The 25,539-nt window shown below is 74.1% G+C and carries 23 protein-coding genes and 2 tRNA genes; 5 read left to right on the top strand and 20 right to left on the bottom strand.

Features of this window, described 5'->3' with window-relative positions; all coding sequences use genetic code 11:
• Positions 1–225: 225 nt before the first annotated feature.
• Positions 226–984, top strand: coding sequence for an IclR family transcriptional regulator C-terminal domain-containing protein (locus ACIQVI_RS07995; RefSeq protein ID WP_351972091.1), 759 nt, complete (start codon positions 226–228; stop codon positions 982–984).
• Between the two features lie 65 nt (positions 985–1,049).
• Positions 1,050–1,123, top strand: a tRNA-Lys gene (locus ACIQVI_RS07990).
• 51 nt (positions 1,124–1,174) lie between these two features.
• Here the strand turns inward: ACIQVI_RS07990 and ACIQVI_RS07985 are convergent.
• From ACIQVI_RS07985 to ACIQVI_RS07965, 5 genes are all read right to left on the bottom strand, one after another.
• A complete protein-coding gene (locus tag ACIQVI_RS07985; protein ID WP_403592625.1) occupies positions 1,175–1,852 on the bottom strand; it encodes a response regulator in 678 nt (225 codons plus the stop codon).
• Positions 1,768–3,156 carry a sensor domain-containing protein gene (locus ACIQVI_RS07980; RefSeq protein WP_403592622.1) on the bottom strand — a complete coding sequence of 463 codons (1,389 nt, stop codon included), beginning with the start codon at positions 3,154–3,156 and terminating at the stop codon, positions 1,768–1,770. Before ACIQVI_RS07980 ends, ACIQVI_RS07985 begins: the two co-directional genes overlap by 85 nt.
• Positions 3,157–3,371: 215 nt before the next feature.
• On the bottom strand, positions 3,372–3,965 hold the full coding sequence (locus ACIQVI_RS07975) for a lytic polysaccharide monooxygenase (protein ID WP_121831060.1): 594 nt from the start codon (positions 3,963–3,965) through the stop codon (positions 3,372–3,374).
• 156 nt (positions 3,966–4,121) lie between these two features.
• Positions 4,122–5,747, bottom strand: coding sequence for an SPFH domain-containing protein (locus tag ACIQVI_RS07970; RefSeq protein WP_403592617.1), 1,626 nt, complete (start codon positions 5,745–5,747; stop codon positions 4,122–4,124).
• A 289-nt stretch (positions 5,748–6,036) separates the two neighbouring features.
• Positions 6,037–7,461, bottom strand: a complete 1,425-nt coding sequence (locus ACIQVI_RS07965) for a peptidoglycan-binding protein (RefSeq protein WP_403592614.1) — start codon at positions 7,459–7,461, stop codon at positions 6,037–6,039.
• A 185-nt stretch (positions 7,462–7,646) separates the two neighbouring features.
• Here ACIQVI_RS07965 and ACIQVI_RS07960 point away from each other — a divergent pair.
• Positions 7,647–7,720, top strand: a tRNA-Lys gene (locus ACIQVI_RS07960).
• Between the two features lie 58 nt (positions 7,721–7,778).
• On the opposite strand, the gene ACIQVI_RS07955 is transcribed toward ACIQVI_RS07960, so the two are convergent.
• The 13 genes from ACIQVI_RS07955 to ACIQVI_RS07895 form a co-directional block, all read right to left on the bottom strand.
• The gene (locus ACIQVI_RS07955; RefSeq protein WP_403592611.1) at positions 7,779–8,438 is read right to left on the bottom strand and encodes a class F sortase; all 660 of its coding nucleotides are present in this window, start codon (positions 8,436–8,438) and stop codon (positions 7,779–7,781) included.
• A gap of 2 nt (positions 8,439–8,440) precedes the next feature.
• Complete coding sequence (locus ACIQVI_RS07950; protein WP_403592608.1) at positions 8,441–9,055, bottom strand: hypothetical protein; 615 nt, start codon at positions 9,053–9,055, stop codon at positions 8,441–8,443.
• A gap of 126 nt (positions 9,056–9,181) precedes the next feature.
• Positions 9,182–9,961 (bottom strand): HAD-IIA family hydrolase, encoded by a 780-nt coding sequence (locus ACIQVI_RS07945; protein ID WP_121833311.1) that lies wholly within the window; start codon positions 9,959–9,961, stop codon positions 9,182–9,184.
• Positions 9,962–10,041: 80 nt separating this feature from the next.
• On the bottom strand, positions 10,042–11,595 hold the full coding sequence (locus ACIQVI_RS07940) for an alkaline phosphatase family protein (protein ID WP_403592605.1): 1,554 nt from the start codon (positions 11,593–11,595) through the stop codon (positions 10,042–10,044).
• A gap of 134 nt (positions 11,596–11,729) precedes the next feature.
• Positions 11,730–12,788 carry a 2-aminoethylphosphonate ABC transporter substrate-binding protein gene (locus ACIQVI_RS07935; RefSeq protein WP_403592602.1) on the bottom strand — a complete coding sequence of 353 codons (1,059 nt, stop codon included), beginning with the start codon at positions 12,786–12,788 and terminating at the stop codon, positions 11,730–11,732.
• An 88-nt stretch (positions 12,789–12,876) separates the two neighbouring features.
• Positions 12,877–13,674: an ABC transporter permease gene (locus ACIQVI_RS07930; RefSeq protein WP_403592599.1), complete on the bottom strand. Its 798-nt coding sequence runs from the start codon at positions 13,672–13,674 to the stop codon at positions 12,877–12,879.
• The gene (locus tag ACIQVI_RS07925) at positions 13,661–14,521 is read right to left on the bottom strand and encodes a 2-aminoethylphosphonate ABC transporter permease subunit (RefSeq protein ID WP_351971241.1); all 861 of its coding nucleotides are present in this window, start codon (positions 14,519–14,521) and stop codon (positions 13,661–13,663) included. The genes ACIQVI_RS07930 and ACIQVI_RS07925 overlap by 14 nt, the downstream gene beginning before the upstream one ends.
• A complete protein-coding gene (locus ACIQVI_RS07920; protein ID WP_403592595.1) occupies positions 14,514–15,626 on the bottom strand; it encodes an ABC transporter ATP-binding protein in 1,113 nt (370 codons plus the stop codon). The genes ACIQVI_RS07925 and ACIQVI_RS07920 overlap by 8 nt, the downstream gene beginning before the upstream one ends.
• Positions 15,623–16,306: a phosphonatase-like hydrolase gene (locus tag ACIQVI_RS07915; protein WP_403592592.1), complete on the bottom strand. Its 684-nt coding sequence runs from the start codon at positions 16,304–16,306 to the stop codon at positions 15,623–15,625. Before ACIQVI_RS07915 ends, ACIQVI_RS07920 begins: the two co-directional genes overlap by 4 nt.
• Before the next feature lie 5 nt (positions 16,307–16,311).
• Positions 16,312–17,433: a TIGR03364 family FAD-dependent oxidoreductase gene (locus ACIQVI_RS07910; RefSeq protein ID WP_403592589.1), complete on the bottom strand. Its 1,122-nt coding sequence runs from the start codon at positions 17,431–17,433 to the stop codon at positions 16,312–16,314.
• Positions 17,434–17,570: 137 nt separating this feature from the next.
• On the bottom strand, positions 17,571–18,329 hold the full coding sequence (locus tag ACIQVI_RS07905) for a GntR family transcriptional regulator (RefSeq protein ID WP_403592586.1): 759 nt from the start codon (positions 18,327–18,329) through the stop codon (positions 17,571–17,573).
• Positions 18,330–18,463: 134 nt separating this feature from the next.
• Positions 18,464–19,594: a hypothetical protein gene (locus tag ACIQVI_RS07900; RefSeq protein ID WP_403592583.1), complete on the bottom strand. Its 1,131-nt coding sequence runs from the start codon at positions 19,592–19,594 to the stop codon at positions 18,464–18,466.
• 124 nt (positions 19,595–19,718) lie between these two features.
• Positions 19,719–20,960 carry an ROK family protein gene (locus ACIQVI_RS07895; RefSeq protein ID WP_403592581.1) on the bottom strand — a complete coding sequence of 414 codons (1,242 nt, stop codon included), beginning with the start codon at positions 20,958–20,960 and terminating at the stop codon, positions 19,719–19,721.
• 56 nt (positions 20,961–21,016) lie between these two features.
• Here ACIQVI_RS07895 and ACIQVI_RS07890 point away from each other — a divergent pair, with 56 nt between their 5' ends.
• Positions 21,017–22,111: a Gfo/Idh/MocA family oxidoreductase gene (locus ACIQVI_RS07890; RefSeq protein ID WP_403592578.1), complete on the top strand. Its 1,095-nt coding sequence runs from the start codon at positions 21,017–21,019 to the stop codon at positions 22,109–22,111.
• A complete protein-coding gene (locus tag ACIQVI_RS07885) occupies positions 22,108–22,590 on the top strand; it encodes a heme-degrading domain-containing protein (protein WP_351971249.1) in 483 nt (160 codons plus the stop codon). The genes ACIQVI_RS07890 and ACIQVI_RS07885 overlap by 4 nt, the downstream gene beginning before the upstream one ends.
• Here the strand turns inward: ACIQVI_RS07885 and ACIQVI_RS07880 are convergent.
• Together ACIQVI_RS07880 and ACIQVI_RS07875 are read right to left on the bottom strand one after the other, a co-directional pair.
• Positions 22,562–24,475: a choice-of-anchor A family protein gene (locus ACIQVI_RS07880; protein ID WP_403592575.1), complete on the bottom strand. Its 1,914-nt coding sequence runs from the start codon at positions 24,473–24,475 to the stop codon at positions 22,562–22,564. The two genes, ACIQVI_RS07885 and ACIQVI_RS07880, sit on opposite strands and share 29 nt — an antisense overlap.
• Before the next feature lie 141 nt (positions 24,476–24,616).
• On the bottom strand, positions 24,617–25,474 hold the full coding sequence (locus tag ACIQVI_RS07875) for a fumarylacetoacetate hydrolase family protein (RefSeq protein ID WP_351971251.1): 858 nt from the start codon (positions 25,472–25,474) through the stop codon (positions 24,617–24,619).
• Positions 25,475–25,539 lie beyond the last annotated feature (65 nt).

The raw sequence follows: 25,539 nt of genomic DNA, 5'->3' as shown, positions 1-25,539 counted from the left end.
AATCTTCCGCTCCCACCGGTCCGAACGTACGCGCGAGCACGGGGGCGCACGCCCCTGACCTGAGGATCTGCGGAGAAGCCATGACGGGGGCATATGCCAGAGTGGCGCGTCCCAGATGAGGGCCGGGGCCCTCCGCATCATTCTCGCCAACAGCCGCCCCGTGAGCGGCCCTTGGCGGTTATCGTGGTACGAAAGCTTGCGGTCACAACCTGGTAGGGGGAAACCGTGGCGCTGAAGCCCGAGCCCACCGCGCCGTTCCACTCGGTGCAGTACGCCCTTCGCGTCCTGGAGACGGTCTCACGGCACGGTGGCGGAGTGACCGACGCCCAGATCGCCCGCGAGACCGGGCTCCCCGTCGCCCACCTCTCCTCGCTGCTCCTGATGCTCCGCCGCGAGGGCTACGTCGAGCAGGTCGCCGACGGCGCCTACGTGGTCGGGGACTCCCTGGTCCTCATCGGCTCCGGCATGACCCGCCGCGAGGCCCTGGAGGCCAAGCTCCAGGAGACCCTGACCGAGCTGCGCGACTCCGTCGGCGCGGCCGTCTACATCAGCCGGTACATCGACGGCGAGGTGAAGATCACCCAGTTCGCCGACGGCCCGCGCACGCCCAAGGTCAACGAGTGGGTGGACTTCCGCTCGGCGGCGCACGCCAGCGCGGTCGGCAAGTGCCTGCTCACCCAGCTCGACCAGAACGGGCGGCGCGACCACCTCTCCCGCCACAAGATCGCCCGGCTGACCTCGCGGACCATCACCAGCGAGCGGATCCTCTTCTCCAAGCTCGACAGCCAGCCGGCCACCGTCCCCGTGCTCGACCTCCAGGAGTACGCGGTGGGCACGGTCTGCGCCGCCGTGCCGCTGACGGCGGGCGCGTCCGTGGGCTGTCTGGCGCTCTCCCTGCCGATCGAGCACGCCCACCGGCTGCGCGCGGCGGCCGACACGCTCAACCGCAGGGCCGCCCCGGTGGTCCTCTCGCTGGCCATCTGACCGCCCCTCCCGCGGGGCGGTCCGGAGCACCCCGCGGGACCGGGTAGTATTTTCTCTGTCAGCAGGCGCCGCTAGCTCAGTTGGTTAGAGCAGCTGACTCTTAATCAGCGGGTCCGGGGTTCGAGTCCCTGGCGGCGCACAGACGGAGAAGGCCCCTCGCGGAAGCGGGGGGCCTTCTTGCTGCCCTCCGTCACGCCTTCAGGTAGGTCAGGACGGCGAGGACGCGCCGGTGGGTGTCCTCGGCCGGGGGCAGGTCCAGCTTCGCGAGGATGTTGCCGATGTGCTTGCCGACGGCGGCCTCGGTCACCACGAGGCGGCGGGCGACCGCCCCGTTCGAGTGGCCCTCCGCGACCAGGCCCAGGACCTCGCGCTCGCGCGGGGTCAGCGCCGCGAGCGGGTCCCGGTGGCGGCGCAGCAGCTGCCGTACGACCTCGGGGTCGACGACCGTGCCGCCGTCCGCGACCCGGACCAGCGCGTCCAGGAACTCCTCGACCTGCCCGACCCGGTCCTTCAGGAGGTAGCCGACGCCGGTGCCGTCGCCCGCGTCGAGGAGGTCGGCGGCGTAGCTGCGCTGCACGTACTGGCTGAGGACGAGGACCGGCAGGCCGGGCCGCTCGGCGCGGAGCGCGACGGCGGCGCGCAGCCCCTCGTCCTGGAAGCCGGGCGGCATCCGCACGTCGGTCACGACGACGTCCGGGTCGTGGGCGGCGACCGCCTCGCGCAGGGCGTCGGCGTCCCCGACGGCGGCGACGACCTCGTGGCCGAAGCGGGCCAGGAGGCCGATCAGGCCCTCGCGGAGGAGGACGCCGTCCTCGGCGAGGACGACGCGGAGTCGGCGGCCCGCGCCGGACCGCTCGGTACGGGACAAGGGATCTCCACTCGGAGGAGGGTCGGCCCGCCCGGCGGGCTGGTGATCGTCAGTGTGCCATCGAGGACGGCGATGCGGTCGGCGAGCCCGGTGAGGCCGCTCCCCCGGGCCGGGTCCGCGCCGCCGCGCCCGTCGTCCTCGACGTCGAGCCGCAGGACGCCGTGCGCGTGCCGGGCGGTGATCCGGGCCCGGCGGGCGCCGCTGTGCCGGCCGACGTTGGCCAGCGCCTCGCAGCCCGCGAAGTAGCCGGCGCTCTCCACGGCCCGGGGCAGCCGGGGCAGCTCGACGTCGGTGTCGACGGGGACGGCCGAGCGGTCGGCGGCGTCGGTGAGGGCGGGGCCGAGGCCGTAGTCGGCGAGGACCTGCGGGTGGATGCCGTGGATCAGCTCGCGCAGCTCGGTCAGGACCCGCCCGGCCTCCGCGTGGGCCTTCGCGAGCTGGTCGGCGAGCGGCCCCGGCGGGGCGTCGAAGCGGGCCAGGCCCAGGGTCATGGTGAGGGCGACCAGGCGCTGCTGGGCGCCGTCGTGGAGGTCGCGCTCGATGCGGCGGCGCTCGGCCTCGAAGGCGTCGACGAGCCGGGCCCGGGAGGCGATGACCTCCCCGATCCCGCCCGCCGGGGCGTCGCGCGGGGCGAGCAGGGCGCGGGCGAGGGCGGCGCGGGCCCCGGCGACGGCGGCGAGCGGATACGCGAGGGCGACGAGGAGGACGACGCCGAGGAGGGCGGCGGCGAAGGCGCCGGGCCAGGTGGTGACCAGGTAGGCCTTGACGACCTTGGCCTCGTGGCCGTCGACGGCCAGCTGGACGGGGGCGCCCATCAGGGCCAGGGGCAGACCGGCGCCGACGGCGAGGACGGCCAGGTCGAGCGGCCACAGGACGGTGGCGAGCAGCAGCGCGTACGCGAGCTCCCGCCAGGTCGCCTGCTCCCCCGCCCGCAGCCGGAGCCAGGCGGCGAGGCCGGGGGCGGCGGGGACGCGGTGCGGATCGGGGGCCGGGTCCCGGTCCACGAGCCGGAGGCGGCGGCGTTCGAGCGCGCCGAGGGCCGGGCCGGAGAGCAGCAGCGGCGGCAGCCCGACGAGGAACAGCGAGAAGACGCCGAGGACCAGGAGGACGAGCCCGGCGGCGGCCCCGGCGAACACGCCGGTGGCCAGGTACGCGACGGCCCGCCACGGCCAGGGGCCGAGCAGGAAGCGGGACCGGGTGAGCGCCTGCCAGGGCGTACGGGGGTCCGGTGCGCGGGGTTCCGCTGTCCGGGGGTCCCGTGCGCGGGGCTCTGCTGTCCGGGGGTCCGGCGTACGGGGTTCCATGGGCGCCCACGGTAGGCCGGGCTCCGGGGGCCGGGCCATGGGGCTGAAGGGTGGAGAGGGGGTGGGGCTGGGCCTACCCCGGGGCGGGCGGGCGTGGGTGCCCCCGGGGGCGGGGCGTGGCTCGCGCCCCGGCCCCGGGGGTCGTGCGGGGTCCCCGGGGAGCGCGGTTCGTGCGGGATCGCGCTCCCCGGGGCCGGACTACGTCCGCCGGTCCGTCAGAACTTCACGTCCGAGCAGGCGTAGAAGGCGTTCGCGGTGTCCGCGACCGTCCACACCGCCAGGATCAGGTGACGGCCCGTCTTGCCCGCCGGGAGGTTCCCGGAGTGCGAGAGGGTCGCCGGCGGCTGCTGGTTGTTGTAAGGAACGGTCAGGAACGGCTGGGGGTCGAGGGCGGCCCGGGTGAGCGGCTGGCTCGGGTTCCATCCGTTCTTGGTGATGTAGTACTTGAAGTCGGTGGTGCGGTGGCGGGCCGTGAACTGCCAGCGGAAGTTGTAGCTCTGCCCCGCCGTGACGCTGGTCGCCGGCCAGGTGCCGCCCCGGGGGTCGTCGAGCTGGGCGAACGGGGCGTTGCCGCCGGCACAGATCTTTCCGTCGGCGGGCCCGGCGGCCGGGAAGCCCTTGAGCCCCTCGACCGACTGCGGCTCCCACTGGATGTTGCCGCAGTTGGACACGGTGCCGTTGGCACAGAGCTTCTGACGGCTGATCGGCGAGTCGGTGTAGCCGTGGCTTCCGGCGCTGCCGGTGCCGAGGAGGGTGACGCCGGCGACGCCGAGCGCCACCGCCGTCGCACCTATCGATTTCTTGCGCATCGTGTCGCTCCTGAGAACGTGGGGGAGTTCCGTCGGGTCGTGCTGCACGCGTGCGGGTGGTGCCGGTGTTTCGCTGTTCTTCGCCTTACCGCGGTGACGCATTTTGGTCTGGACCAACTACCAAGGTATGGACCTAAGTTGGCCCTGTCCATCCCTTCAGGCCCCCTCGGCGGAAGACGTCCTTCCCGTGTAGAACGCCACCGTCAGGTCCTTGACCAGCGCCTTGCGCTCGTAGTCGTCCAGCTCGACCAGACCACGACTGGTCAGCCGGTGGACCACGTCGTCCACCGCGTCCACGACCGACGTCAGGACGCTGTCCCGGTGCTTCGCGTCGAGCGCCGCGATCCGGCTGCGCCGCATCGCCGTCGCGACCTCGGGGGCGTACTCGATCCGCGTCGGCTGCGCCGAGAAGACGTCCAGACCGACCGGCGCGCACTCCGCCGACAGCATCCGCGTCAGGGCCTCGCCGACCGCCTCCGCGTCCCGGAGCGTGGGGGCGTCCTCGTGGAACGCGTCCGCCGGGAGCTGCGAGAGCACCCGGGCCATCGCCGCCTCCACCTGCTCCCGCAGGTAGTCCTCGTGGCCGTCGACCCCGAGCGACGCGCGGACCGTGTCCCGCACCCGCCAGACCACCAGGACGACCACGTCGAGCGCCGTGCCCCGCGCGTCCACGGCCGGCAGCGGCTCGCTGCGCCAGTGCCGGAGCCGTACGTCCACCCGGCGGCGCAGCAGCAGCGGGCTGACCCAGATCAGACCGGTGCGGCGGACCGTGCCGCGGTAGTCCCCGAAGAGGGTCAGGACCCAGGCGGAGCCGACCCGGCCCCGGCCGAGGCCGCCGAGCGCGAAGAGGACGGCCACGACGCCGAGGGCGAGCAGGGCCCACTGGCCGAGGTGGACGCCGTGGTACGGACGGACCGGGAGCCGCAGCATCCGCGCCGCCTCCTCGGGCACCGCGCCCGTCCACCACACGATCGCCGCGCACCAGGCGATCGCCAGGGCCCCGGCGACCACCCCGACCCATCCGGGCAGCACGGAGCCGGGGCGTTCGACGAGGGCGGGGTCGGCGGTGGGGGCCGGGCGGGAGGACGGCGGCGGGGCCGCGTGCCGGGCCCTGCTCTTAACCGCCGTACGGGGCGCGGGCGCCTGCTCGGCCGGGGCCAGGAGCTTCACCGGGCCCGGGGCGCCGGGCTTGCGGACCTTCCCCGGGGCGGCGGGCGCGGCCATGGCGACGGTGTCGGGTCCCCCGTCGTCGTCCTTCGCGCCAGGGGCGGCGGTCTCCGGCTGGTCCCGGAAGAGCAGGTGCACGGGGATGGAGCCGGTGGTCTCGGTCCCGATCACGTTCTTCCGCCGCGCCACCCGCACGACCCCGGCGACGGGCAGGGCGACGACGGCGACGCGGGCGCCCTTGATCCGCCCGAAGTCGGGAACGGGGGTCTTGCCGGGGGGCGCGGTGGGGGCGGGCGCCTTCGCCTGCGCCTGCGGCTGGGACTGGGGCTGGGGCTTTGCCGGGGCGGGTGCGGGTGCGGGTGCCTCCGGCTGCGGCTCCGGCTTTGCGGGGGCGGGAGCGGGGGCGGGTGCCGTTGCCGTTGCCGTTGCCTGCGGCTTTTCCGTCGCCGCTGCCGGCGCGGGCGCCTTTACCGGTGCAGGCGCCTGCGCCTTTGCCAGGTCCGGGGCCTTCACCTGCACCTTCACCGTCGTCGCTGCCGCCGGTGCGGGCTCCGGCTTGTCGTCCGTGGCGGGGGCCTCCGGCGCGGCGGGGGCCGGGGCCGGCTCCGGGGCCACCGGCTTACTGGCCTCCGGAACCGCAGGGGTCTCCGGAACCGCAGGGGTCTCCGGATCGGCCGGAGCCACCGGAACCGCCGGAGCCACCGGGGCCTCCGCGACCGCCAGGGCCGTCTGCGTACCCGTAGATGCTACGGACGGTGGGGCCGTCGGGGGTGGGGACGTGCGGGGAAGGGTGCCGTCCGTCAGGCGTCTCGCCGTGCGGGCCGCGTCACGTGAGGCCGCCGCGCCGGAGTCCGCGGGGTTCGGGGTCGATGCCGTCATTCGGGTCCACCTCATGCTCTCGGGGTCATCGGAACAAGCGCCGCCAGGTCTCCGGGCCCGGGTAGCCGTCGGCCGCTCCGCCGCGCCAGCCCTGTGCCCGCTGGAACGCCTCGACGTTGCGGCGGTCCGCCTCCGTCCAGCGCGGACCGGGTCCCGACAGGTAGTGCTTGCCGAAGCCCCGCTTCACCAGTTGTTTGCCCAGCTTCTCCACATATGCGTTGGATTGGCCCGGACGGAAGGAGCCACGCCCGGGAAAGGGCACGGCATTCGCGCTCGACCCGCCCGAACCACTCGAACCGCCGATGCTCCGGCCCTTGCCGGTCACGAGCAGCTCCCAGGTGTGGGGCCCGGGCAGCCCGTCCGCCTCCTTGCCCCGCCACCCCTGCGCCTGCTGGAACGCCCGGGTCGCCCGCCGGTCCGCCCCGGTCCACAGCGGGCCGGGCCCCACCGCGTAGAACTTCTTGCCGCCGCGCGCGACGAGCAGCCGTCCGAGCTGGGTGACGTACGCGTTGCTCCGGCCCGGCCCGAACTTCGCCGCGCCGGGGAACGGCGGCGCCTCGGCCGTCTCCCCGCCCCCGGTGCCGCCCTCCACCACGCCCTTGTAGCGGTAGGCCACGTACCGGTCGGAGTTCTCCCAGTACGCCAGCGGCGTGACCTTCTTCCGCGTGCGCGGCTTGGTCTGCTCGTACGCGACGTAGGAGGTGTGCGTGGCGTCGGCCCAGCCGCCGAAGATCGTGACGTGCGAGCCCCGGTTCGGGTCGGCCGGGTTGTGGAAGAGCAGGATGTCGCCGGCCTTGAGGTCGGCGCGGGCGATCTTCTCGCCGAAGCGGTCGAGGCTGCCGGTCCACTCGTTGCCGCGCAGGTTCCAGGCCATGGAGATGTAGCCGGAGCAGTCCTGGCGGTATCCGTCGGTCCAGTACTTCTCCATGGAGTACGGGACCCCCGCGGCGACCCACAGCTTGGCCCGCTCGATGATCTCGGTACGGGTCGTCGGCCGCGGCGCGTCGGTCGCGGGCTGGGCGGGCGCGGGCTGGGCGGTGGCGGGCTGCCCCGTGGCCGGGGTGGCGGTCGGCGCGGGTTCGGGTCCTGGGCCCGGCGCGCCGTGCAGCGGTCCCCGCCCGCCCTGCGGCGTGTCGGGGCCGACGGCGGGGGCGGGATCCGGATCCGTCACCTCCCCCGTCTCCCCCGGCTCCTCCTCCCCCGGCGCGTCCGGCGCGTCCGGCGGCGCGTCCGTCGCGCGGGAGAGGGCCGTGGCGGCGTCGGCCCCGCCGCCGCCCAGGACCACGCCCGCCGCCGTCATCAGGACCAGGGCGCGGCGGGCGCCGTGGGCCGCCGGGTGGCCGCCCGCCCGGACCGGCAGGCCGAGGGCGAGGTCGCGCCGCTGCCGGGCGCAGCCCGGGCAGGCGCAGTCGGCCGCTGGTTCGATCTCCTCGAAGACCGGCACGCTCATGCGATTCCCCTCCACACTCGTCAAAGATCTTTTCGACCGTCGTTTGGGGCGCCTTCACGACAACTGTGGCGATAAATCACATTTTGACGGATCGAAGGACTGATACGACCGTCCGACAGGCCGGGGACGACCGTTATTGGTCAGGAGCACGTCTTCGCGTCGGGTAGAGTTCTCTCTGTCAGCAGGCGCCGCTAGCTCAGTTGGTTAGAGCAGCTGACTCTTAATCAGCGGGTCCGGGGTTCGAGTCCCTGGCGGCGCACGCAAGGTCAAGGCCCCCTCACCGATGGTGAGGGGGCCTTGATCGTTCTCGGGGTGGTTCAGGCTCCCGTCAGGTACGCCGACACCACCACGTTCGCCGTGTACGCGCCCGTCGCGCGGTCGAAGGTGCCGCCGCAGGTGATCAGGCGGAGCTCGGCGCGGCCGGGTTCGCGGGGTCCGTAGACCTTCGCGGCGTCGAACTCCTCGCGGGGGAAGACCTGGACGTCGTCGACGGTGAACTCGGCGACCGAGCCGTCCGTCCGGGTGACGAGGACCTTCGCTCCGGGGCGGGCCGCGCTCAGGCCGTAGAAGACGGCCGGGCGGGTCTCGGTGTCGACGTGGCCGACGAAGAGGGCCGCCCCGGCCGCGCCCGGCTCGGTGCCGGAGCCGAACCAGCCCACCGTGTCCGGCGCCTCGAAGGGCGGCGGGTCGATGGCGCCCGTGCCGTCCAGGCCGCGCGCCACGACGGGCGCGTCGACGCCGAGGGAGGGGACCTCGACCCGCCGGGGCGCGACGGGCGCGAGCGGCGCGCGGGCCGGGGGCAGCTCCGCCCCCGGCGGGCGGCCGACGGCGGCGATGTCGCCGGTCGTCGGCGCCGAGCTGCCCAGGGGGCCCTCGTCCGTCCCGGCGCCCCCGAGCCAGAGCCCGAGGAACAGCAGCGCCCAGGCCGTGCCGGTGACGAGTCGCCCGGTGCCCGCCGGGCGGGTGCCGGACGACACCGTCACTCCGTACCCGTGCTCGTGCCCGTACCGGTCCCCGTGCCGGAGGAGCCGTCGGTGCGGCGGCGGGAGCCGCGGAAGGCGACCGCCACGGCGGCGAGGGCGGCCATGCCGAGGCCGAGCACGGTGTACGGGGTGCCGAGGCCGTTCTCTCCGGCGGCCTGGGCGACGCCGGGGGCGGCGGGCGCGGCGAAGGCGGCGGTGCCGCCCCCGCCCGCGCGGACCGGGGCGACCGGGGTCGCGTGGTGGGTCGGCTCGCGGGTCGGTTCGTGGGTGGGCTCGTGGGTGGGCCGGTGGGTCGGCTCGCGGCGCTCGACCCGGACGGTGCCGGCGGCGCGGTGCTCGTGGCCGTCGCAGGCGACGCTCACCTCGTACGTACCGCCGTCGAGTCCGGACCTCAGGGTGGCGTCGCCGTACATCGGGTGCTTCCCGCCGTCCCGGCCGACGAGCTTCGCGTCGGCGGTGAACGCCCGGGACCTCGCGGCGCCGGTCGTGCCCCGGCAGCCCTCGACGCGGACGTCCACGTCGTCGCCGGGCGAGGCGGTGGACGGGGTGACGGTGACCCGCACCCCGTCGTGGGCGTGCGCGGCGCCCGCCGCGGGAGCCAGGACGAGCACGAGAGCCGCTCCCGCGGCACGGAGAGCAAGGGGACCTGAACGCATCGTGACCTCCTGCTAGGAAGGATCACCCGTTCCGGTGGCTTTCGCATCCGGAGAGCAGCCGCCCGGGTCCCCCTTCCGGCCTCAGACGCGGTCGACGATGTCCGCGATCGAGTCGACGATCCGGGACGGGCGGAACGGGTAGCGGTCCACCTCCGCCCTGGTCGTCAGGCCGGTCAGGACGAGGAAGGTCTGCATCCCCGCCTCCAGACCGGCCAGGATGTCGGTGTCCATCCGGTCGCCGATCATGGCGCTGGACTCGGAGTGGGCGCCGATCGCGTTGAGGCCGGTGCGCATCATCAGCGGGTTCGGCTTGCCCGCGAAGTACGGCTCCTTGCCGGTGGCCTTGGTGATGAGCGCGGCGACCGAGCCGGTGGCGGGGAGCGGGCCCTCCAGGGAGGGGCCGGTCTCGTCGGGGTTGGTGCAGATGAAGCGGGCCCCGGCGTTGATGAGCCGGACGGCCTTGGTCATCGCCTCGAAGGAGTACGTGCGGGTCTCGCCGAGCACCACGTAGTCCGGGTCGTGGTCGGTGAGGACGTAGCCGATGTCGTGCAGCGCGGTGGTGAGGCCGGCCTCGCCGATGACGTACGCGGTGCCGCCGGGGCGCTGGTCGTCCAGGAACTTGGCGGTGGCGAGGGCGGAGGTCCAGATGTTCTCGACGGGGACTTCGAGGCCCATCCGGGCGAGGCGGGCGTGCAGGTCGCGCGCGGTGTAGATCGAGTTGTTGGTGAGGACCAGGAAGGGCTTCCCGGTCTCCCGCAGCTTCTTGATGAACGCGTCGGCGCCGGGGATCGGCACGCCCTCGTGGATGAGGACGCCGTCCATGTCGGTGAGCCAGGATTCGATCGGCTTGCGCTCTGCCATGGGTGCGGGACTCCTGCCGTGCATGTCGTGCGGGTGCTGGGGGCGCCGCGACTGCGCTGTGGCGACGCCCCCAAGCCTAGTCAGGAAGCCGTGATCTTGACCCCGTCGATCGTCCAGTACCAGTTGTTGCTGCCGGTGTAGCGGAAGCGGAAGCTCACGGTGGAGGCGCCGGAGGGGACCGGGACCGTGAGGGACTGGGGCTGGGAGAGGACGTCGGCGGTGTAGCTCTTGACGGGGGTCGGGGTGCCGCCGTTGAAGCTCGCCAGGACCTGGGCGGTCTGGGAGCCCTCCTGGCGGTAGAGCGTGGTGAAGCCGAGGGTCACCGAGGACGCGCCGGAGACGTTGTGCGCGGGCGTGACCAGGGTGGAGTCGTACGTCCCCGAGAAGCTCTTGTCGGCCCATTCGTCGGAGTCGGCGACGGCGAAGACGCCCCGGGCCCGCACGTTCAGCTCGCGGGACTGGTCGCGCTGGGAGCGGGACCAGAACTCGTCGGTGGCGAAGGACCAGCCGCGCCACTCGGTCACGCCGCCGGTGCCCATCGCGTTGTTGACGACGGACCAGCCGCTCGGCGCGGTGTGGGTGAAGCCGAGGACCCCGGCGGGGATGCCGGTCTCGTCCACGCGGCCGGTGAGCGAGCCGTACAGGGTGTCGAAGGGGTCGGTGGAGCGCTCCTGGATCGGCTTGCCGTCCAGGCCCCAGGAGGGGTCGGGGACGATGCCGAGCTGGTGGAAGACGGTGGCGGCGACGTCGACCAGGCGGGTGTCGATGGGGCGGGCGCCGGCGGCGATGCCGGGGCCCTGGGCGAGGACGAAGGTGCGGCGCTCCTCGACGGCGGAGCCGCCGTGGCCGCCGCCGTCGGTGTGGCCGTGGTCGGTGGTGACGATGACGGTCCAGCGCTCCGTGCCGTACGAGGGGCGGGCCCGGATCGCGGCGAGGAGCCGGCCGAGGTAGGCGTCCTGGACGTCGATGGCGTCGAGGTACTTGGCGTGCGCGGCGCCGTGGTTGTGGCCGATCTCGTCGGTCTCGCCGAAGTAGACGAAGAGGACGTCGGGGTTCTGGTTCCGCAGGACGTCCTCGGTGATGTCGGTGATCACCTTGTCGTTGACGGCGTAGTCGTTGTTGTAGACGAGCTTGGCGTCGGCGCCGGGGGTGACGGTCCCGTGGGTGTCCAGCTCGGGCCAGTCGACGGCGGCGAAGAGCGAGAGGCCGGGGCGGACCTGGTGCAGGCGGGCGAGGAAGCCGGGGTACCGGCCGTAGTTCTTCCCGGCGAAGGTGTTGTCCTTCACGCCGTGCTTGTCGGGCCAGACGCCGGTGGAGATCGTGGACCAGCCGGGGCCGGAGGAGGTGGCGGCCATGGGGTTGGCGTAGAGCAGGGAGCGGCCGTAGGTGCCGTTGGCCATCAGGGACTTGAGGGTGGGGGCCTGGGCGGCGTCGATCCGGTCGTACCGCAGGCCGTCCATGCCGACGACGAGCACCTTGTCCTTACTGGTGCCGTTCGGGAGCGTCGGGGCGGCGGTCGTGGCGTTCGTGGCCGCGAGGGCGGCGGGGGCGGCGGCCAGTCCGGTGACGGCGACGGCCGCGGTGGCACCGGCGGCGGTGAGGACGGTGCGGCGGGGGATGCCGGTGATCGGCATGTCGGAGTCCTCCGTGGAAGTCCGTGGAAGAGAGGCGGGTACGGGCCAACTCCCCTAATTTCGGAGGTAGTTGGTCCGTACCCGTTATCCTTCCGCGATCCGCGCGGGCGTTCCAGGGGCCGTACGGTGAACTCTCAGCTTCCGGTGGCGGACTTCCACGCGTCGACGTACGCCGTCAGGTTCTCGTCGATGTCGGCCCAGTCGGGTTCGAAGACCTCGACGCCTTCGAGGAGCCCGGCGAGGGCGACGGCGTTGGCGTCGGTGGGCTTGACGTCCTTGCGGGCCGGGAAGCCGCCGCCGACGGCGCTGACCTCGCGCTGGGCGCCCTCGCTCAGCAGGAAGTCGAGGAGCTTCTTGCCGTTCTCCGTGTGCGGGGCCTTGTTCACCAGGCCGGCGGCGTACGGCAGGGCGAAGGTGGTGGGCTTTCCGTCCCCCTTGGCCGGGAACCAGATGCCGAGGTTGGGCATGGACTTGGACTGGGCGAAGTTCATCTGGACGTCGCCGTTGGCGACGAGGAGTTCGCCCTTGTCGACCTTGGGGGCGAGCTTGGAGGTGGAGGAGGACGGGCCGACGTTGTTGGCCTGGAGCTTCTTCAGGTACTCCATGGCCGGGGCCCGCCCCCCGAAGTCGTGCATCGCCTTGATGAGGACGGCGGTGCCGTCGCCCGCGACGCCGGGGGTGGAGTACTGGAGCCGGTCCTTGTACTTGGCGTCGAGCAGCTCCTCCCAGCTCTTGGGCGGCTGGGGCAGCTCCTTCTTGTTGTGGACGAACCCGAAGTAGTTGTTGACGACGGAGGTCCAGGTGCCGTCGGCCGCCTTGTCGGCGCCGTCGACCCGGTCGGAGCCCTGCGGCGCGTACGTCTGGAGCAGGCCCTTGGAGCCGGCCTGCTGGATGAAGGGCGGCAGGGTGACGAGGACGTCGGCCTGGGTGTTGCTCTTCTCGCGGAGGGCGCGCTGCACCATCTCGCCGGAGCCGCCCTCGACGTACTTGACCTTGATGCCGGTCTGCTTCTCGAAGTCCTCGAAGACCTTGTCGTACCAGCCGTCGCCCGCCTCGCCCTTGAGGCCGTCGGCGCTGTAGACGGTGACGACCTTCTCGTCGGAGGCAGCGGAGGAGCCGCCGCAGGCGGTGAGGGAGGCGGCGAGGACGAGGGCGCCGGTGACGGCGGCGACCGGCTTGGCGTGCGTAAGCATGGCGTTGTTCTCTCCTGACGGTACGGGGTTCGGTGGTACGGGATTCGGTGGTACGGACTCGGCGGTACGAGGCTCAGCGGTACGAGGCTCAGCGGTACGAGGCTTTGGTGCGGGCGCGGGAGACGGCGAGCAGGGCGAGCAGCGTCGCGGCCATGAGGACCACGGCGAGCGCCGAGCCGGTGAAGAGGGAGCCCCGGTCGGTGGCGGTGAAGACGAGCACCGGCAGCGGCGTCCAGTCCGGCGGGTAGAGCATCATCGTGGCGCTCAGCTCCCCCATGGACAGGGCGAAGCAGAGCCCGGCCGCCGCGTTCAGGGACGGCAGCAGGAGCGGCAGCTTGACCCGGAGCAGGACGTACGAGGGGCGGGCGCCCAGACCGGCCGCCGCCTGCTCGTACATCGGGTCCAGGCGCCGGATCGCGGCCGCGACCGACTGGTGGGCGAAGGCCGTGACGAGCACGGTGTGGGCCAGGATCACGATCCAGCGGGTGCCGTTGAGGAGCACCGGCGGCTGTGAGAAGGCGACGAGGACGGCGAGGCCGACCACCACGGACGGCACGGCGACCGGCAGCATGAAGAGCGCGTCCACGATCCGCCGGCCCCGCTTCCCGAGGGCCGCCGAGGCGAGCGCCGCCCAGGTGCCGGCGGTCAGCGCGACCAGGCTGGCGGTGACGGCCGTGACCAGGCTGGTGGTCAGGGCCCGGAGGGACTCGCCGCGCACGGCCGCCGCGTAGTGGGCGGTGGTGGGACCGGAGGGGAAGGCGCCGGACCAGTGGGTGGAGAAGGAGGCGGCGAGGACGACGAGGAGCGGCAGGGCGAAGAGCGGCACGAAGAGGACCGCGAACAGGAACCAGGCCGTCCACCTGCCCGTACGGCTATGCACCAGCACGGCGGCTCACCCCCCGGTAGAGGGCGTAGAGGCCGGTGGAGAGGACGACGTTGACGACGGCGACGACGCAGGCGGCGGCGTAGTCGGATTCCAGGATCGCCTTGCCGTAGACGAGCGTCGGGAGGGTCGTGACGCCCTTGGCGCCGGTGAAGAGGACGATCCCGAACTCGTTGAGGCACAGGACGAGGACCAGGCTGCCGCCGGCGGCGAGCGCGGGCAGCGCCTCGGGCAGGATCACCCGCCGGACGATCCGCGGCGGCCGGGCGCCGAGCGAGGACGCCACCTCCAGCTGGGCCGTCTCCATCTGCGAGAAGGCGGCGAGCAGCGGGCGCATCACGAACGGGGTGAAGTACGTGATCTCCGCGAGGAGGACGCCCCACGGGGTGGTCAGGAAGCGGAAGGGCCCGGTGGCGGCGCCGGTGACGTCGGTCCAGATCCCGTTGGCCATGCCGACCGTGCCGTAGAGGAACAGCAGGGCGAGCGTGATCAGGAAGGACGGGAAGGAGAGGAAGACGTCGATGAACTTCGCCACCGCCTTCGCGCCGGGGAAGGGCACGAACGCGATCACGAGCGCGAGGGCGAAGCCGAGGACCAGACAGCCGGCGGTGGCCGCGACGGCGATCCACACGGTGGTGACGAGCGCGTCCCGGAAGGACGCGGAGCCGAGGACGTCGGCGTACGCGCCCGGGGCCAGGGACTCGCGGACGACGAGGGCGAGCGGATAGAGGAAGACGAGGCCGAGGACGGCGACGGGGGGCAGGGCCCAGACCCAGGCGGGGGCGGTACGGGGCTTCCGGGTGCGGGAGGCCGCGGGGGCGGGTGCGGTCGCGGTGACGGCGCTAGCCATCGGTCACCCCCGGGCCATCGGTCACCCCCGCCGTCAGGAGCACCGCGTCCTCGGGGGCGAAGTGCAGGGTGACCTCGGTGCCCAGCGGGGGCGTCTCGCGCAGTTCGCGGACGTCCGCCTTCACCCGGTGGCCCGCCACCTCCACGTACAGCCGGTGGGTGGAGCCGCGCCACTGGACCTCGGTGATCCGGCCCCGGAGGGCGTTCGGGCCGTCGCCGAGGCCGACGAGGTGGGGGCGGACGCAGAGGGTGGCCGAGGAGCCGGGGGCGGCTCCCCCGGTCGCCACCTCCAGCTCCGTCCCGCCCAGGGCCGCCCCGTCCGCGCCCACCGTCACCGGCAGCAGGTTGGCGTTGCCGACGAAGGAGGCGGTGAACTCGGTGCGGGGCCTGCGGTACAGGTCCTGCGGGGTGCCGCAGTCCCGGAGCCGGGCCCGGTCCATGACGGCGATCCGGTCCGCGAGGGTCAGCGCCTCGACCTGGTCGTGGGTGACGTACAGGATCGACACGTCGGGCAGTTCGCGGTGGAGCCGGGCCAGTTCGGCCAGCATCCCGGAGCGCAGTTGCGCGTCGAGCGCCGACAGCGGCTCGTCCAGGAGGAGGACGTCGGGGCGGACGGCGAGGGCGCGGGCGATGGCGACGCGCTGCTGCTGCCCGCCGGAGAGTTCCCGGGGGTGGCGGCGGGCGTAGTCGGCCATGCCGGTCATCTCCAGGGCCTCGGCGACCCGGCCGGGGATCTCGGCCTTGGGGACCTTGCGGGCCTTGAGGCCGAAGGCGACGTTGGCGTCCACCCGCAGGTGCGGGAAGAGGGCGTACTGCTGGACGACCATGCCGATCCCGCGCCGGTACGGCGGCAGGTCGGTGACGTCCCGGTCCCCTATGAACACCCGCCCGGAGACCGGCCGGACGAACCCGGCGACGGCCCGCAGCGCGGTCGTCTTGCCGGATCCCGAGGGCCCGAGGAGGGCCATGACCTCGCCGGGCTCCACGGTCAGGTCGAGGGAGTCGAGGACGGTGGTGGAGCCGTAGGCGACGGAGACGGCGTCGAAGCGGATGCCGCTGGTCGTCCCCCGTACTTCCGCGCCCGCTTCCCGTACTTCCGTGGTCATGCCTCGTACTCCCTTATCAGCTGCGGGAGTTCCGCGACGGAGGCGAGGACGTGGGTGGCGCCGTGTTCCTTCAGCGCGGTCTCGCCGTGGGCGCCGGTCAGGACGCCGGCCACGATCCCGGCGCCGGAGCGGACGCCGGAGAGCATGTCGTACGAGGTGTCCCCGGCGACCGCGATCCGGCGGACGTCGTCCACGGCCCCGGTGCGCAGGAAGGCGCCGAGGACCATGTCGGGGTACGGGCGGCCCCGGCCGCCGGTGTCGGCCGGGCAGAGGGTGAGGCCGACGAGGTCCCGCCAGCCGAGGGCGTCGAGGATGGCGTCCTGGGTGACCCGGGCGAAGCCGGTGGTGAGGACGACGGTCCTGCCCTGCTCCCGGAGGGCGGCGATCGTCTCGGCGGCGCCGGGGAGCGGGGCGATCCTGCCGTCGGCGACGAGCTCCCCGTAGGCCTGCTCGAAGGCGAGGTTGGCCTCCTGGGCGCGCCGCTCGTCGCCGCCGAGGAGGTGGCGGAAGACGGAGATCTTCGACTCGCCCATGGTGGCGCGGACGTGGCCGATCATGGCGGCCGGGTCCTCGCCGAGGCGTTCGGCGGCGACGGTGAAGGCCTGCTCGACCAGGCCGTCGTCGGCGACGGTGGTGCCGGCCATGTCGAGGACGACGAGGTTCATCTTGTGTGTGGTCATGGGGTTCACCAGCCCAGTTCGTTGGCGGTCGTCTCGGCGATGGCGGGCGAGCAGGTCATGCCCCGGCCGCCGGGTCCGGTCACCAGCCACACGCCGTCGCGGACCTTCTGGCGGTGCACGACCCGGGTGGTGTCGACGCACTGCGCGTACACCCCGGCCCAGCGGCGCCTGATCCTCGGCAGCGGGCGGCCGAGGAAGGACTCCACGACGCGGGTGAGGTGCTCGTAGGGGTCTTCGAGGGTGTCGAAGGCGAAGGGGTGCTCGTACTCGTGGGTGTCGCCGATGGTCAGTCCGCCGTCGAGCCGCTGGACCATGAGGAGCTGCATCCGGTGGGCGGCGGCGGTGGGGTCCTGCGCCTGGCCCGCGTTCAGCGCGTCGAGGGCGCCGGAGGCGTAGGCCGGGTAGTAGCGGAAGGAGTCGGCGTCCGCGACGGAGGTGGTGAGCGGTTCGCCGAGGGGGTCGGTCTGCATCATCTGGAGGCGGACCCGGCGGACCGGGATCTCGCCGGCGACCTCGCGGACGAGGCCGGAGAGCGAGGCGCCGGTGCAGAGGACGACGGCGTCGCCGCCGTGCACCTCGCCCCGGTCGTCGCGGACGGCGTGCTCGCCGACGACGTCGCGGACCTCGCGGTGCGGCAGGAAGGTGTACTTCCCGGTGGCGAGGAGGGCCTCGCGGAGGGCGAGCTGCGCGGTGCGGGGCTCGACGGCGGCGTCCCGCTCGCACCGGAGGGCGGCCTCGAACTCGCCGCGCAGGGCCGGGTTGACCGCGCGGGCCTCGTCGGCCGTCAGCAGCTCGTAGCCGCGCGCGGCGGCGTCGGGGCGGGCCACGGCGGCCTCGGCGACGGCGCGTTCGAGCGCGTTCCGTACGGGGGTGAGGGAGCCGATGGCCCGGAAGCCGAGTCCGGGGACGCGGGCGCCGATGGCCTCCCAGAGCTCGCGGGCGCGCAGGGCGGTGTCCAGCTCCTCCCCGCCGGCGCGGCCGCTCACCCAGATCTGGCCGAAGTTGCGGAGGGAGGCGCCGCGCGCCTCGGCCTCGCGCTCGATGTGTACGACCTCGTGGCCGCGTTCCACTGCGTGCCAGGCGTGCATGGTTCCCACCACGCCGGCTCCTACGACGATCACCTTCATGCCGACGACGGTCGCGGGGACGGGTGGCCCGGACGGGGCGGGTGGACGACGGGACGGTGAACGGGCCGCCAAACTTGGACCAGACCCGTTATCTTTCTGTGATGTGGCGGACTTTCGGCGGGCGGGCCTTTCCCCCGTCAGTCCTGGCGGCCCAGGTGGGTGGTGAAGCTGAAGCGGTCGCCCCGGTAGAGGGTGCGGACCCGCTCCAGGGGGCGGCCGGAGGTGTCCCGGGAGACGCGGTGGAGCAGCAGCATCGGGAGGGCGGGCGGGGTGCCGATCAGGAGGGCCTCGCGCGGGGTCGCGAGGACGGTCTCGATCCGCTCGTCGGCGTCGCCGAACGCGATGCCGAGCCGGTCGTGGAGGTAGGCGTAGAAGGAGGAGTCCGGGTCGAAGTCGGCGTCCAGGCGCGGGGCGCGGGCCTCGGAGACGTACGTGCTCTCCAGGCCGACCCGCTCGTCGTCGGCGAGCAGCACCCGCTCCATGTGCCAGACGGGTTCGCCGCGTTCGGCGCCGACCTCGGGGGCGAGCGCCTCCGGGCAGGGGAAGCGGTCGAGCGAGATCAGGGCGCGGCCGGGGCGGCGGCCCTGGCGGCGCACGCCCTCGGTGTAGCTGGCGAGCGAGAGGGGCTGTTCGAGCTTGGGGCCCGCGACGACCGTGCCCCGGCCCCGGCGGCGCAGCCGCCCCTCCAGGAGGAGTTCGCGGATCGCCTGCCGGACGGTCTCCCGGGACACCTCGTACCGCACGGCGAGGTCGCGCTCGGTGGGCAGCGCCCCGCCCTCCCCCAACTCGTCCACCATCAGCGCGAGTTTCGCCTTGACGGCGTAGTACTTGGGGACGCGCCCGTGCTCGGGGACGCCGGAGCGGACGGGGGCGCCGGGAGTGCTCTGGTAGTTCACCGGGGGATGGTCGCAGACGGGGGTGAACGGGGAGGTGTACGGAGGGTGGCGCGGGGGTGGTGACCGGTCGCGGGGCGCGGGTCAGGAGCTGCCGGTGGCGGCGGGGGCGGTGACCGGTCGCGGGGGCGTGCGGTTCAGGAGCGCCGGTGGCGGCGGCCCGCGCGGACGAGGGCGGCGCCGAGCAGGAGCAGGGCGACGGCGAAGGGGGCGAGGGCGCGGGCCCGGGCGTCCGACGCGCTTCCGGTGTGGGCGAGTTCGGGGACCGCGGAGGGCGTGGTGGCGGGCGTCTGCGCGGGCGCCTCTCCGGAGGGGGACGGCGGCCGGGTGGGGGCGGTGGACGGAGCGGGGGTGCCGGTCGGTCTGGCGGGGTCCGTCGATCCGGCCGGGGCGGTGGGGCCGACCGGGGCCGTCGGGTCCACCGGGTCCGCCGGTCCCGACGGCTTCGGCGGTTTCGGCGGTTTCGGCGGTTTCGGCGGCTTCGTGCCCTCCGTGCTTTCCAGGCCCTTCGTGCTCTTCGGCGGTTCGGCGGGCGCGGTGGATCCGGCGGATTCCCTGGGTCCGGACGGCTCGGCCGGGGCGTCCGGGCCGGTCGGGCCGATGGTCAGGCGGTAGTCGCCGGAGTCCCCGATCCAGTCCCCGTCCGCGCCCCGGCGCTGGACGATCGCCGCGTTGACCAGAACCTCGCCGGGGGCCGTCCCCGCGTCGAAGGCGAGCCGTACGGGGACGGTGAGGGTCTCGCCCGCCGGGACGGCGAAGCCGCCGAAGTCGGTGAACACGCCCACGTTCTCGGCCTCCGAGGTCTCCTGGAAGGCCACGGGGTGCCAGCGCGCGGCCCCGGCGTCGTAGAACTCGAAGCGGATCTGCTCCGGCCGGAGGACCCGGTCGCGGTCGGTGAGGACGAGCACCGGGTGGATGCCGGAGCAGGGCGACCCGGTGGTGTTCGTGAGGTCGAGCCGCCAGTCCCGGAAGGGGCCGCCCGCCGTGTAGCCGGCCGGGCCGCCGTGGATCCGGGTGTCGAGCGGGAAGGCCTCGTCGTCCGGGACGCCGCAGCCGGGGACGGGCGGGTCGGGGGCGGGGACGGCGGGGAACCGCGGGGCGCCGGGGGGCTCGGGGGCGGCCGCGCCCGCTCCGGGGGCCGTCGCCGCCGGGGCCGGGGCGGAGGTCGCCGTCGCCGGGACGGGGGCCGCGAGCGCGAAGGGGGCCGCCACGGCGGTCGCCACGGTCACGGCGCGGACGCTGCGCAGTCGCAGGGGTACGGATGCCATGGTGCCGGTGCCTTTGCTGATCGCGGGCAGGGGGACGGCCGCGACGCTGCCACGCGGGAGGGGGGCGAGGCGGGCAGCGACACCGGGCGCTCCTCCGGAAGGACCGGGAATCCGCCCGATCAGCCTATTTTCCGACTGTCCGATCAACCGGCTCCACCCGGTCCGCCGACTTCACCCGGTCCGCCAGCTTCACCCGGTCCACCGGCTCCGTCCGGTCCGCCGATTCCACCCGGTCCATCGGCCCTATCCGATCCATCGGCTCTGTCCTTCCCGCAGGCCCTATCCGGTGGAGGCGGCCCGGCTCCTTCCCGAAGACCGGCGCCAGGACCAGCCACGCCGCGCCCTCCGCCACCGCGTCCCGTTCCGCGACGACGCCCACCGGGGCCGTCAGGCCGAGGCCGGCGAGGACCTCCCGTACCCCGTCCGCGTAGACCTCCGGCGCGGCGAGCACCACCCGGCCGCCCAGGAGGACCTGGTCGATGTCGAGGAGCCGTACGAGATTGGCGGCGCCCGCGCCCAGGATCCGCGCGGCCCCGGCGGGTTCGCCGCGCGCGACCGCCGCCAGGCACAGGACCTCCAGGCAGCCGCGCCCGCCGCAGCCGCACGGCGGCCCGTCGAGCTGGACGGTCTGGTGGCCCAGCTCGCCCGCCCCGGTCCTGTCCCCGCGCAGCGGCGCGCCGCCGAGGACGAGGCCGGCGCCGAGCCCCGTGCCGAGGTGGACGTAGGCGAAGGAGCCGGGGGCACCGGGCCGCAGGGCGAGGCCGAGGGCGGCGGCGTTGGTGTCCTTGTCGAGGACGACGGGCAGCCCGAGGCGCCGGGCCAGCTCCTCGCGGACCGGGTGGCCGGCCCACTCGGGGAAGCCCGTGACCCGGCCGGGCACCCCGGCCCGGTGGTCCAGGGGGCCCGGCATGGCGACCCCGGCGCCGAGGACGGGCCCCTCCCCGGCCCCGGCGAGGAGCGCCCGCACCTCCTCCGTCACCGCGTCCAGGACCGGCCCGGCCCCCGCGCCCAGGTCCAGCGGGCGGCGGCGGAGGGCGACGGGCGCGCCCGCGAGGTCGGTCAGGAGGACCGTCAGCTCGTCGCGGTCGAGGTGGACGCCGACGGCGTGCGCGGCGGAGGGCGCCAGGCGCAGGACCGTACGGGGCTTGCCGCCGGTCGAGGCCCGGTGGCCCGCTTCGGCCGCGAGGCCCTCGGCCCGCAGCCGCGCGGTGATCTTGCTGACGGCCTGCGGGGTGAGCCCGGTCCGCTCGGCCAGCTCCAGACGGCTGATGCCGCCCTCCCCCGCCCCGCGCAGCAGATCGAGCACGAGCGCGGCGTTGTGGCTGCGCAGCGCCGGTACGTTCACTCCACCCTGGTCCTTCTTCACACCCCCATTGTCAGGGCCGCTTGCACTTTGGCAACAGCGTTGCTTAAGTGAGGCGCATGACTGGCACCGACACCCCCCGCACCCCCCTCCGCGTCGGACTCGTCGGCTACGGCCTCGCGGGCTCCGTCTTCCACGCCCCGCTGATCGCCGCCTCCGAGGACCTCGTCCTCTCCGCCGTCACCACCGGCAACCCCGGGCGGGCCGCCGAGGCCCGCGCCGCCCACCCGGGCGTACGGGTGGTGGCGGAGCCCGGTGAGCTGTGGGCGCCGGGCGCGGAGGAGCTGGACCTGATCGTCGTCGCCTCCCCCAACAAGACGCACGTCGAGGTCGCCACGGCCGCCCTGGAGGCGGGCCTCCCGGTCGTCGTGGACAAGCCGCTCGCCGGGACCGCCGCCGAGGCGCGCGGCCTGGCCGCCCTCGCCGAGGAGCGGGGCCTGCTGCTCTCGGTCTTCCAGAACCGCCGCTGGGACGGCGACTTCCGCACCCTGCGCCGGCTCCTGGACGAGGACGCGCTCGGCGAGGTCCAGCGCTTCGAGTCCCGCTTCGAGCGGTGGCGGCCGGAGCCGAAGGGCGGCTGGCGCGAGTCGGGGGCGCCGGAGGAGATCGGCGGGCTGCTCTACGACCTGGGCAGCCACGTCGTGGACCAGGCCCTCGTCCTCTTCGGCCCGGTGGTCTCGGTGTACGCCGAGTCGGACGTGCGCCGACCGGGCGCCGAGGCCGACGACGACACGTTCCTCGCGCTCACCCACGCGAACGGGGTCCGCTCCCACCTGTACGTGAGCGCCACCACCGCCCAGCTCGGCCCCCGGTTCCGGGTGCTCGGGCGGCGCGCGGGCTTCGTGAAGTACGGACTCGACCCCCAGGAGGCGGCCCTGCGCGACGGGCTGCGGCCCGGGACCGACGGGGAGGTCTGGGGCGCGGAGCCGGAGGAGCTGTGGGGCCGGCTCGGCGCGGGCGAGTCGCCGCTGACCGGCGGCGGGACCCCGGTCGAGTCGCTGCCCGGCGACTACCCGGCGTACTACGCGGCCGTCGCCGCCGCCCTGCACGGCACCGGCCCGAACCCGGTCACCGCGCACCAGGCCGCCGACGCGCTCGACGTCCTGGAGGCGGCGCGGCGGTCGGCCCGCGAGGGGATCACGGTGGCGCTGTGAGCGGCTCGGAGATCATCGAACTGGAGGCGCAGGAGGCCCGGTTGGTCCTCCCCCGCTTCACGTACGAGGACGCCTGGGCACTCGGCACGCTGCTCGTCTCCCTGGCCCGGGAGCGGAAGGCGCCCGTGGCGATCGACGTGCGGCGCGGGGCGCAGCAGATGTTCCACTGCGCCCTGCCGGGGTCCAGCGCGGACAACGACGCCTGGATCGACCGCAAGCGGCGGGTCGTCGAGCGGTACGGCGAGAGCTCGTTCCTGGTCGGGGCCCGGTTCCGGGCCAAGGGGACGACGTTCGAGGCGTCCTCGCGCCTCGACCCCGACCGGTACGCCGCCCATGGCGGGTCGTTCCCGATCGGGGTCGAGGGCGCGGGAGTGATCGGCTCGGTCACGGTCTCGGGGCTGCCGCAGGCCGAGGATCACGCCCTGGTCGTCGAGGCGCTGGAGCGGTTGCTCAGTTCGTACGGCGCCGGCGCCGGCTGATCATCACGAGGACGCCGCCGCCGAGGGCGAGGACGACCGCCATGGCACCCATGACGATCTTCCCGTTCCCGGCACCGGTCTCGGAGAGCTCGCCGTTGGCCCCGTGGTGGTTGCCGCCGGAGTCGCCGTAACCACCGGTGCTGCCGGTGCTGCCGTGGCCGCCCGTGCTGCCGTGGCCACCGGTCCCGCTGGAACCGCCGGAGTTGCCGTGACCGCCGGTGGTCTGGCCTCCGGTGTTCTGACCTCCGGTGGTGGTGTGACCGCCGGGGCCGGCGGGACCACCCGTACCGCCGGAATCGCCGTGCCCACCGGGTCCGCCCGTACCGCCGGAGTCGCCGTAACCGCCGGTGTCGTCGCCGTAACCGCCGGTGTCGTCGCCGTAGCCACCGGTGTCGTCACCGTAACCACCGTCCGTGGGCGTGGGGGTGGGGTCGGTCGGGGTCGGCGTGGGATCCGTCGGCGTGGGAGTCGGGTCCGTGGGAGTCGGGGTCGGGTCCGTCGGCGTAGGCGTCGGGTCCGTGGGAGTCGGCGTGGGATCCGTCGGCGTAGGCGTCGGGTCCGTCGGCGTCGGGGTCGGATCCGTGGGAGTCGGGGTCGGATCCGTCGGGGTCGGCGTCGGGTCCGTGGGGGTGGGAGTCGGGTCCGTCGGCGTAGGCGTGGGATCCGTAGGGGTCGGCGTCGGATCCGTCGGCGTCGGCGTCGGGTCCGTGGGAGTCGGCGTCGGGTCCGTCGGCGTAGGGGTCGGATCCGTCGGCGTAGGAGTCGGATCCGTGGGAGTCGGCGTGGGATCCGTCGGCGTAGGCGTAGGCGTCGGATCCGTGCAGGACGGCAGGTCCCCGTTGAACGGGTACGCGTGCATCTCCTGTCCGCCGCCGCCGGTCGTCTCCGACGCGTGCGTCAGGTTGCCGGTGGTGAAGAAGCGCCCGTTCGTGCCCGGCATGGTCACGGTCGCCGTGCTGGCCTGGTTGCCGATCAGGACGCTGCCCGCGAATTGGGCCGTCCCCTCGAACTTCACCGTCGCGGCGTCCGGGAAGTTCCACAGGACCCGCTCGCGCAGACCGTCCGGGAGCTGGTTGATGTACGTGTCGACGGTGCGGTCGGCACCGTAGACGTTGACGAGGACGGTCGCCCCGGCCGGGATGCCCTCGAAGCGGAGGTTCTGCTGCCCTCCGCTCGCGGACTCCAGGTCGAAGTCGACGTCGAAGACCTGGAGGTCCGAGGCGCCGTCACCCGTGAAGAGCGTCTCCGAGCCGCTGTTGACGGCGGTACCGGTGGTGGCGCGGTGGGCCCCGCCGACGTAGGCGTAGCACTGGCTCGCGTCGGTGAGCCGGTCGCGGAGCGAGACGTACGGGGCGGCCGCGTCGTCGTCCTGCACCGGGTCCGGGATCACCGTGCCGGAGAGTGTGCCCCCGTACCGCGTGACGCCGCTGACCGTGCCCTCGCTGGTGAGCAGCCGCTGCCCGGCGGCGACCGTCACGTTCTCCCCGACGGTGAGGAAGTCGGTGCCGTTGTCGGGCGGGACGCGGGACCCGGCGCCCACGATCCCGACGTTGTAGACGGCGGAAGCACCCACGCGCTTGTTCATGTCGAAGCCGCCCAGGACCACGACCTTGCCCTCGGCTTCGGCCGCGGCTTCGCGGACGAGGAAGTCACCGCCGACGAAGATGTTGATGTTGTTGTCGCGGTACTGGACGGGATCGCTGTTGAGGTCGGGGTACGTGGCGGGGCAGTTGCCCGGCAGGCAGGGCCCGAGGCCGCCCGGGAGCGGGTCGGCGTGGCCGGTGACGGCCAGGGTGCCGACGAGGGCGGTGGCCGCGACCGTGGACGCGGCGATGAGGGCGAGGCGGCGCCGATCCCGCCCTCGCGCGTGCGAAATTCGTTCCATATCGGGCAATATGCAAAATACGTGCGGAAATGGCGACGCCCCACGCGGGGCGCCGGCCATTTCACCACGGAAGGGCCCAGGCGGGAGCCCTTCCTGACGGCCTTACGGCTCAGCCGCCGACGCCTTCGGCCCCTCGCCAGCTCAGGCGCTCTTGAGCTCCTGGCGCTGCCTGCCGAGCCCCTCGACCTCCAGCTCGACCACGTCGCCGGGGCGCAGGTACGGCTTGGGCTCCGGCTGCCCCATGGCGACGCCGGCGGGCGTGCCGGTGTTGATGACGTCGCCGGGGTAGAGGGTCATGAACCGGCTGACGTACCGGACGACTTCCGCGACCGGGAAGATCTGGTCGGAGGTGTGGCCGTCCTGCTTCAGCTCGCCGTTGACCCAGAGGCGGAGGGAGAGCGCCTGCGGGTCGGGCACCTCGTCGGCGGTGACGAGCCAGGGGCCGAGCGGGTTGAAGGTCTCGCAGTTCTTGCCCTTGTCCCAGGTGCCGCCGCGCTCGATCTGGAACTCGCGCTCGGAGACGTCGTGGGCGACCGCGTACCCGGCGACGTGCGCCAGGGCCTGCTCGTCGGTCTCCAGGTAGCGGGCGGTGCGGCCGATGACGATCGCCAGCTCCACCTCCCAGTCGGTCTTCACCGAGCCGCGCGGCACGAGCACGGTGTCGTCCGGGCCGACGACGGTGTCGGCGGCCTTGAGGAAGACGACGGGCTCGGCCGGGGTGGCCTGGCCGGTCTCGGCGGCGTGCCCGTGGTAGTTGAGCCCGATGCACACGACCTTGCCGATCCGGCCGACGGGCGGGCCGACGCGCAGCCCGGTGGCGTCGAGCGGGGGCAGCACCCCGGCACCGGCGGCGGCGCGGATCCGGTCGAGGGCCCCGGCGTCGGAGAGCAGGGCGCCGTCGACGTCGTCGACGAGGGCGGAGAGGTCGCGGAGGGTTCCGCCCTGGTCGAGGAGGGCGGGACGCTCGGCTCCGGGCGGGCCGACACGCAGCAGCTTCATGGTCTTCTCCCTGTGGTCGAGGTGGGCCCGGGAGGGCCCTGAGGTGCCCCGGCCGATGGAGTGCG

The sequence above is a fragment of the Streptomyces sp. NPDC098101 genome (genome assembly GCF_044760185.1).
In the GTDB taxonomy this organism is placed as follows: Bacteria; Actinomycetota; Actinomycetes; order Streptomycetales; family Streptomycetaceae; genus Streptomyces.
Note: the sequence above shows the minus strand (reverse complement) of the source record. Positions and strands in the feature narration are given on the sequence as shown.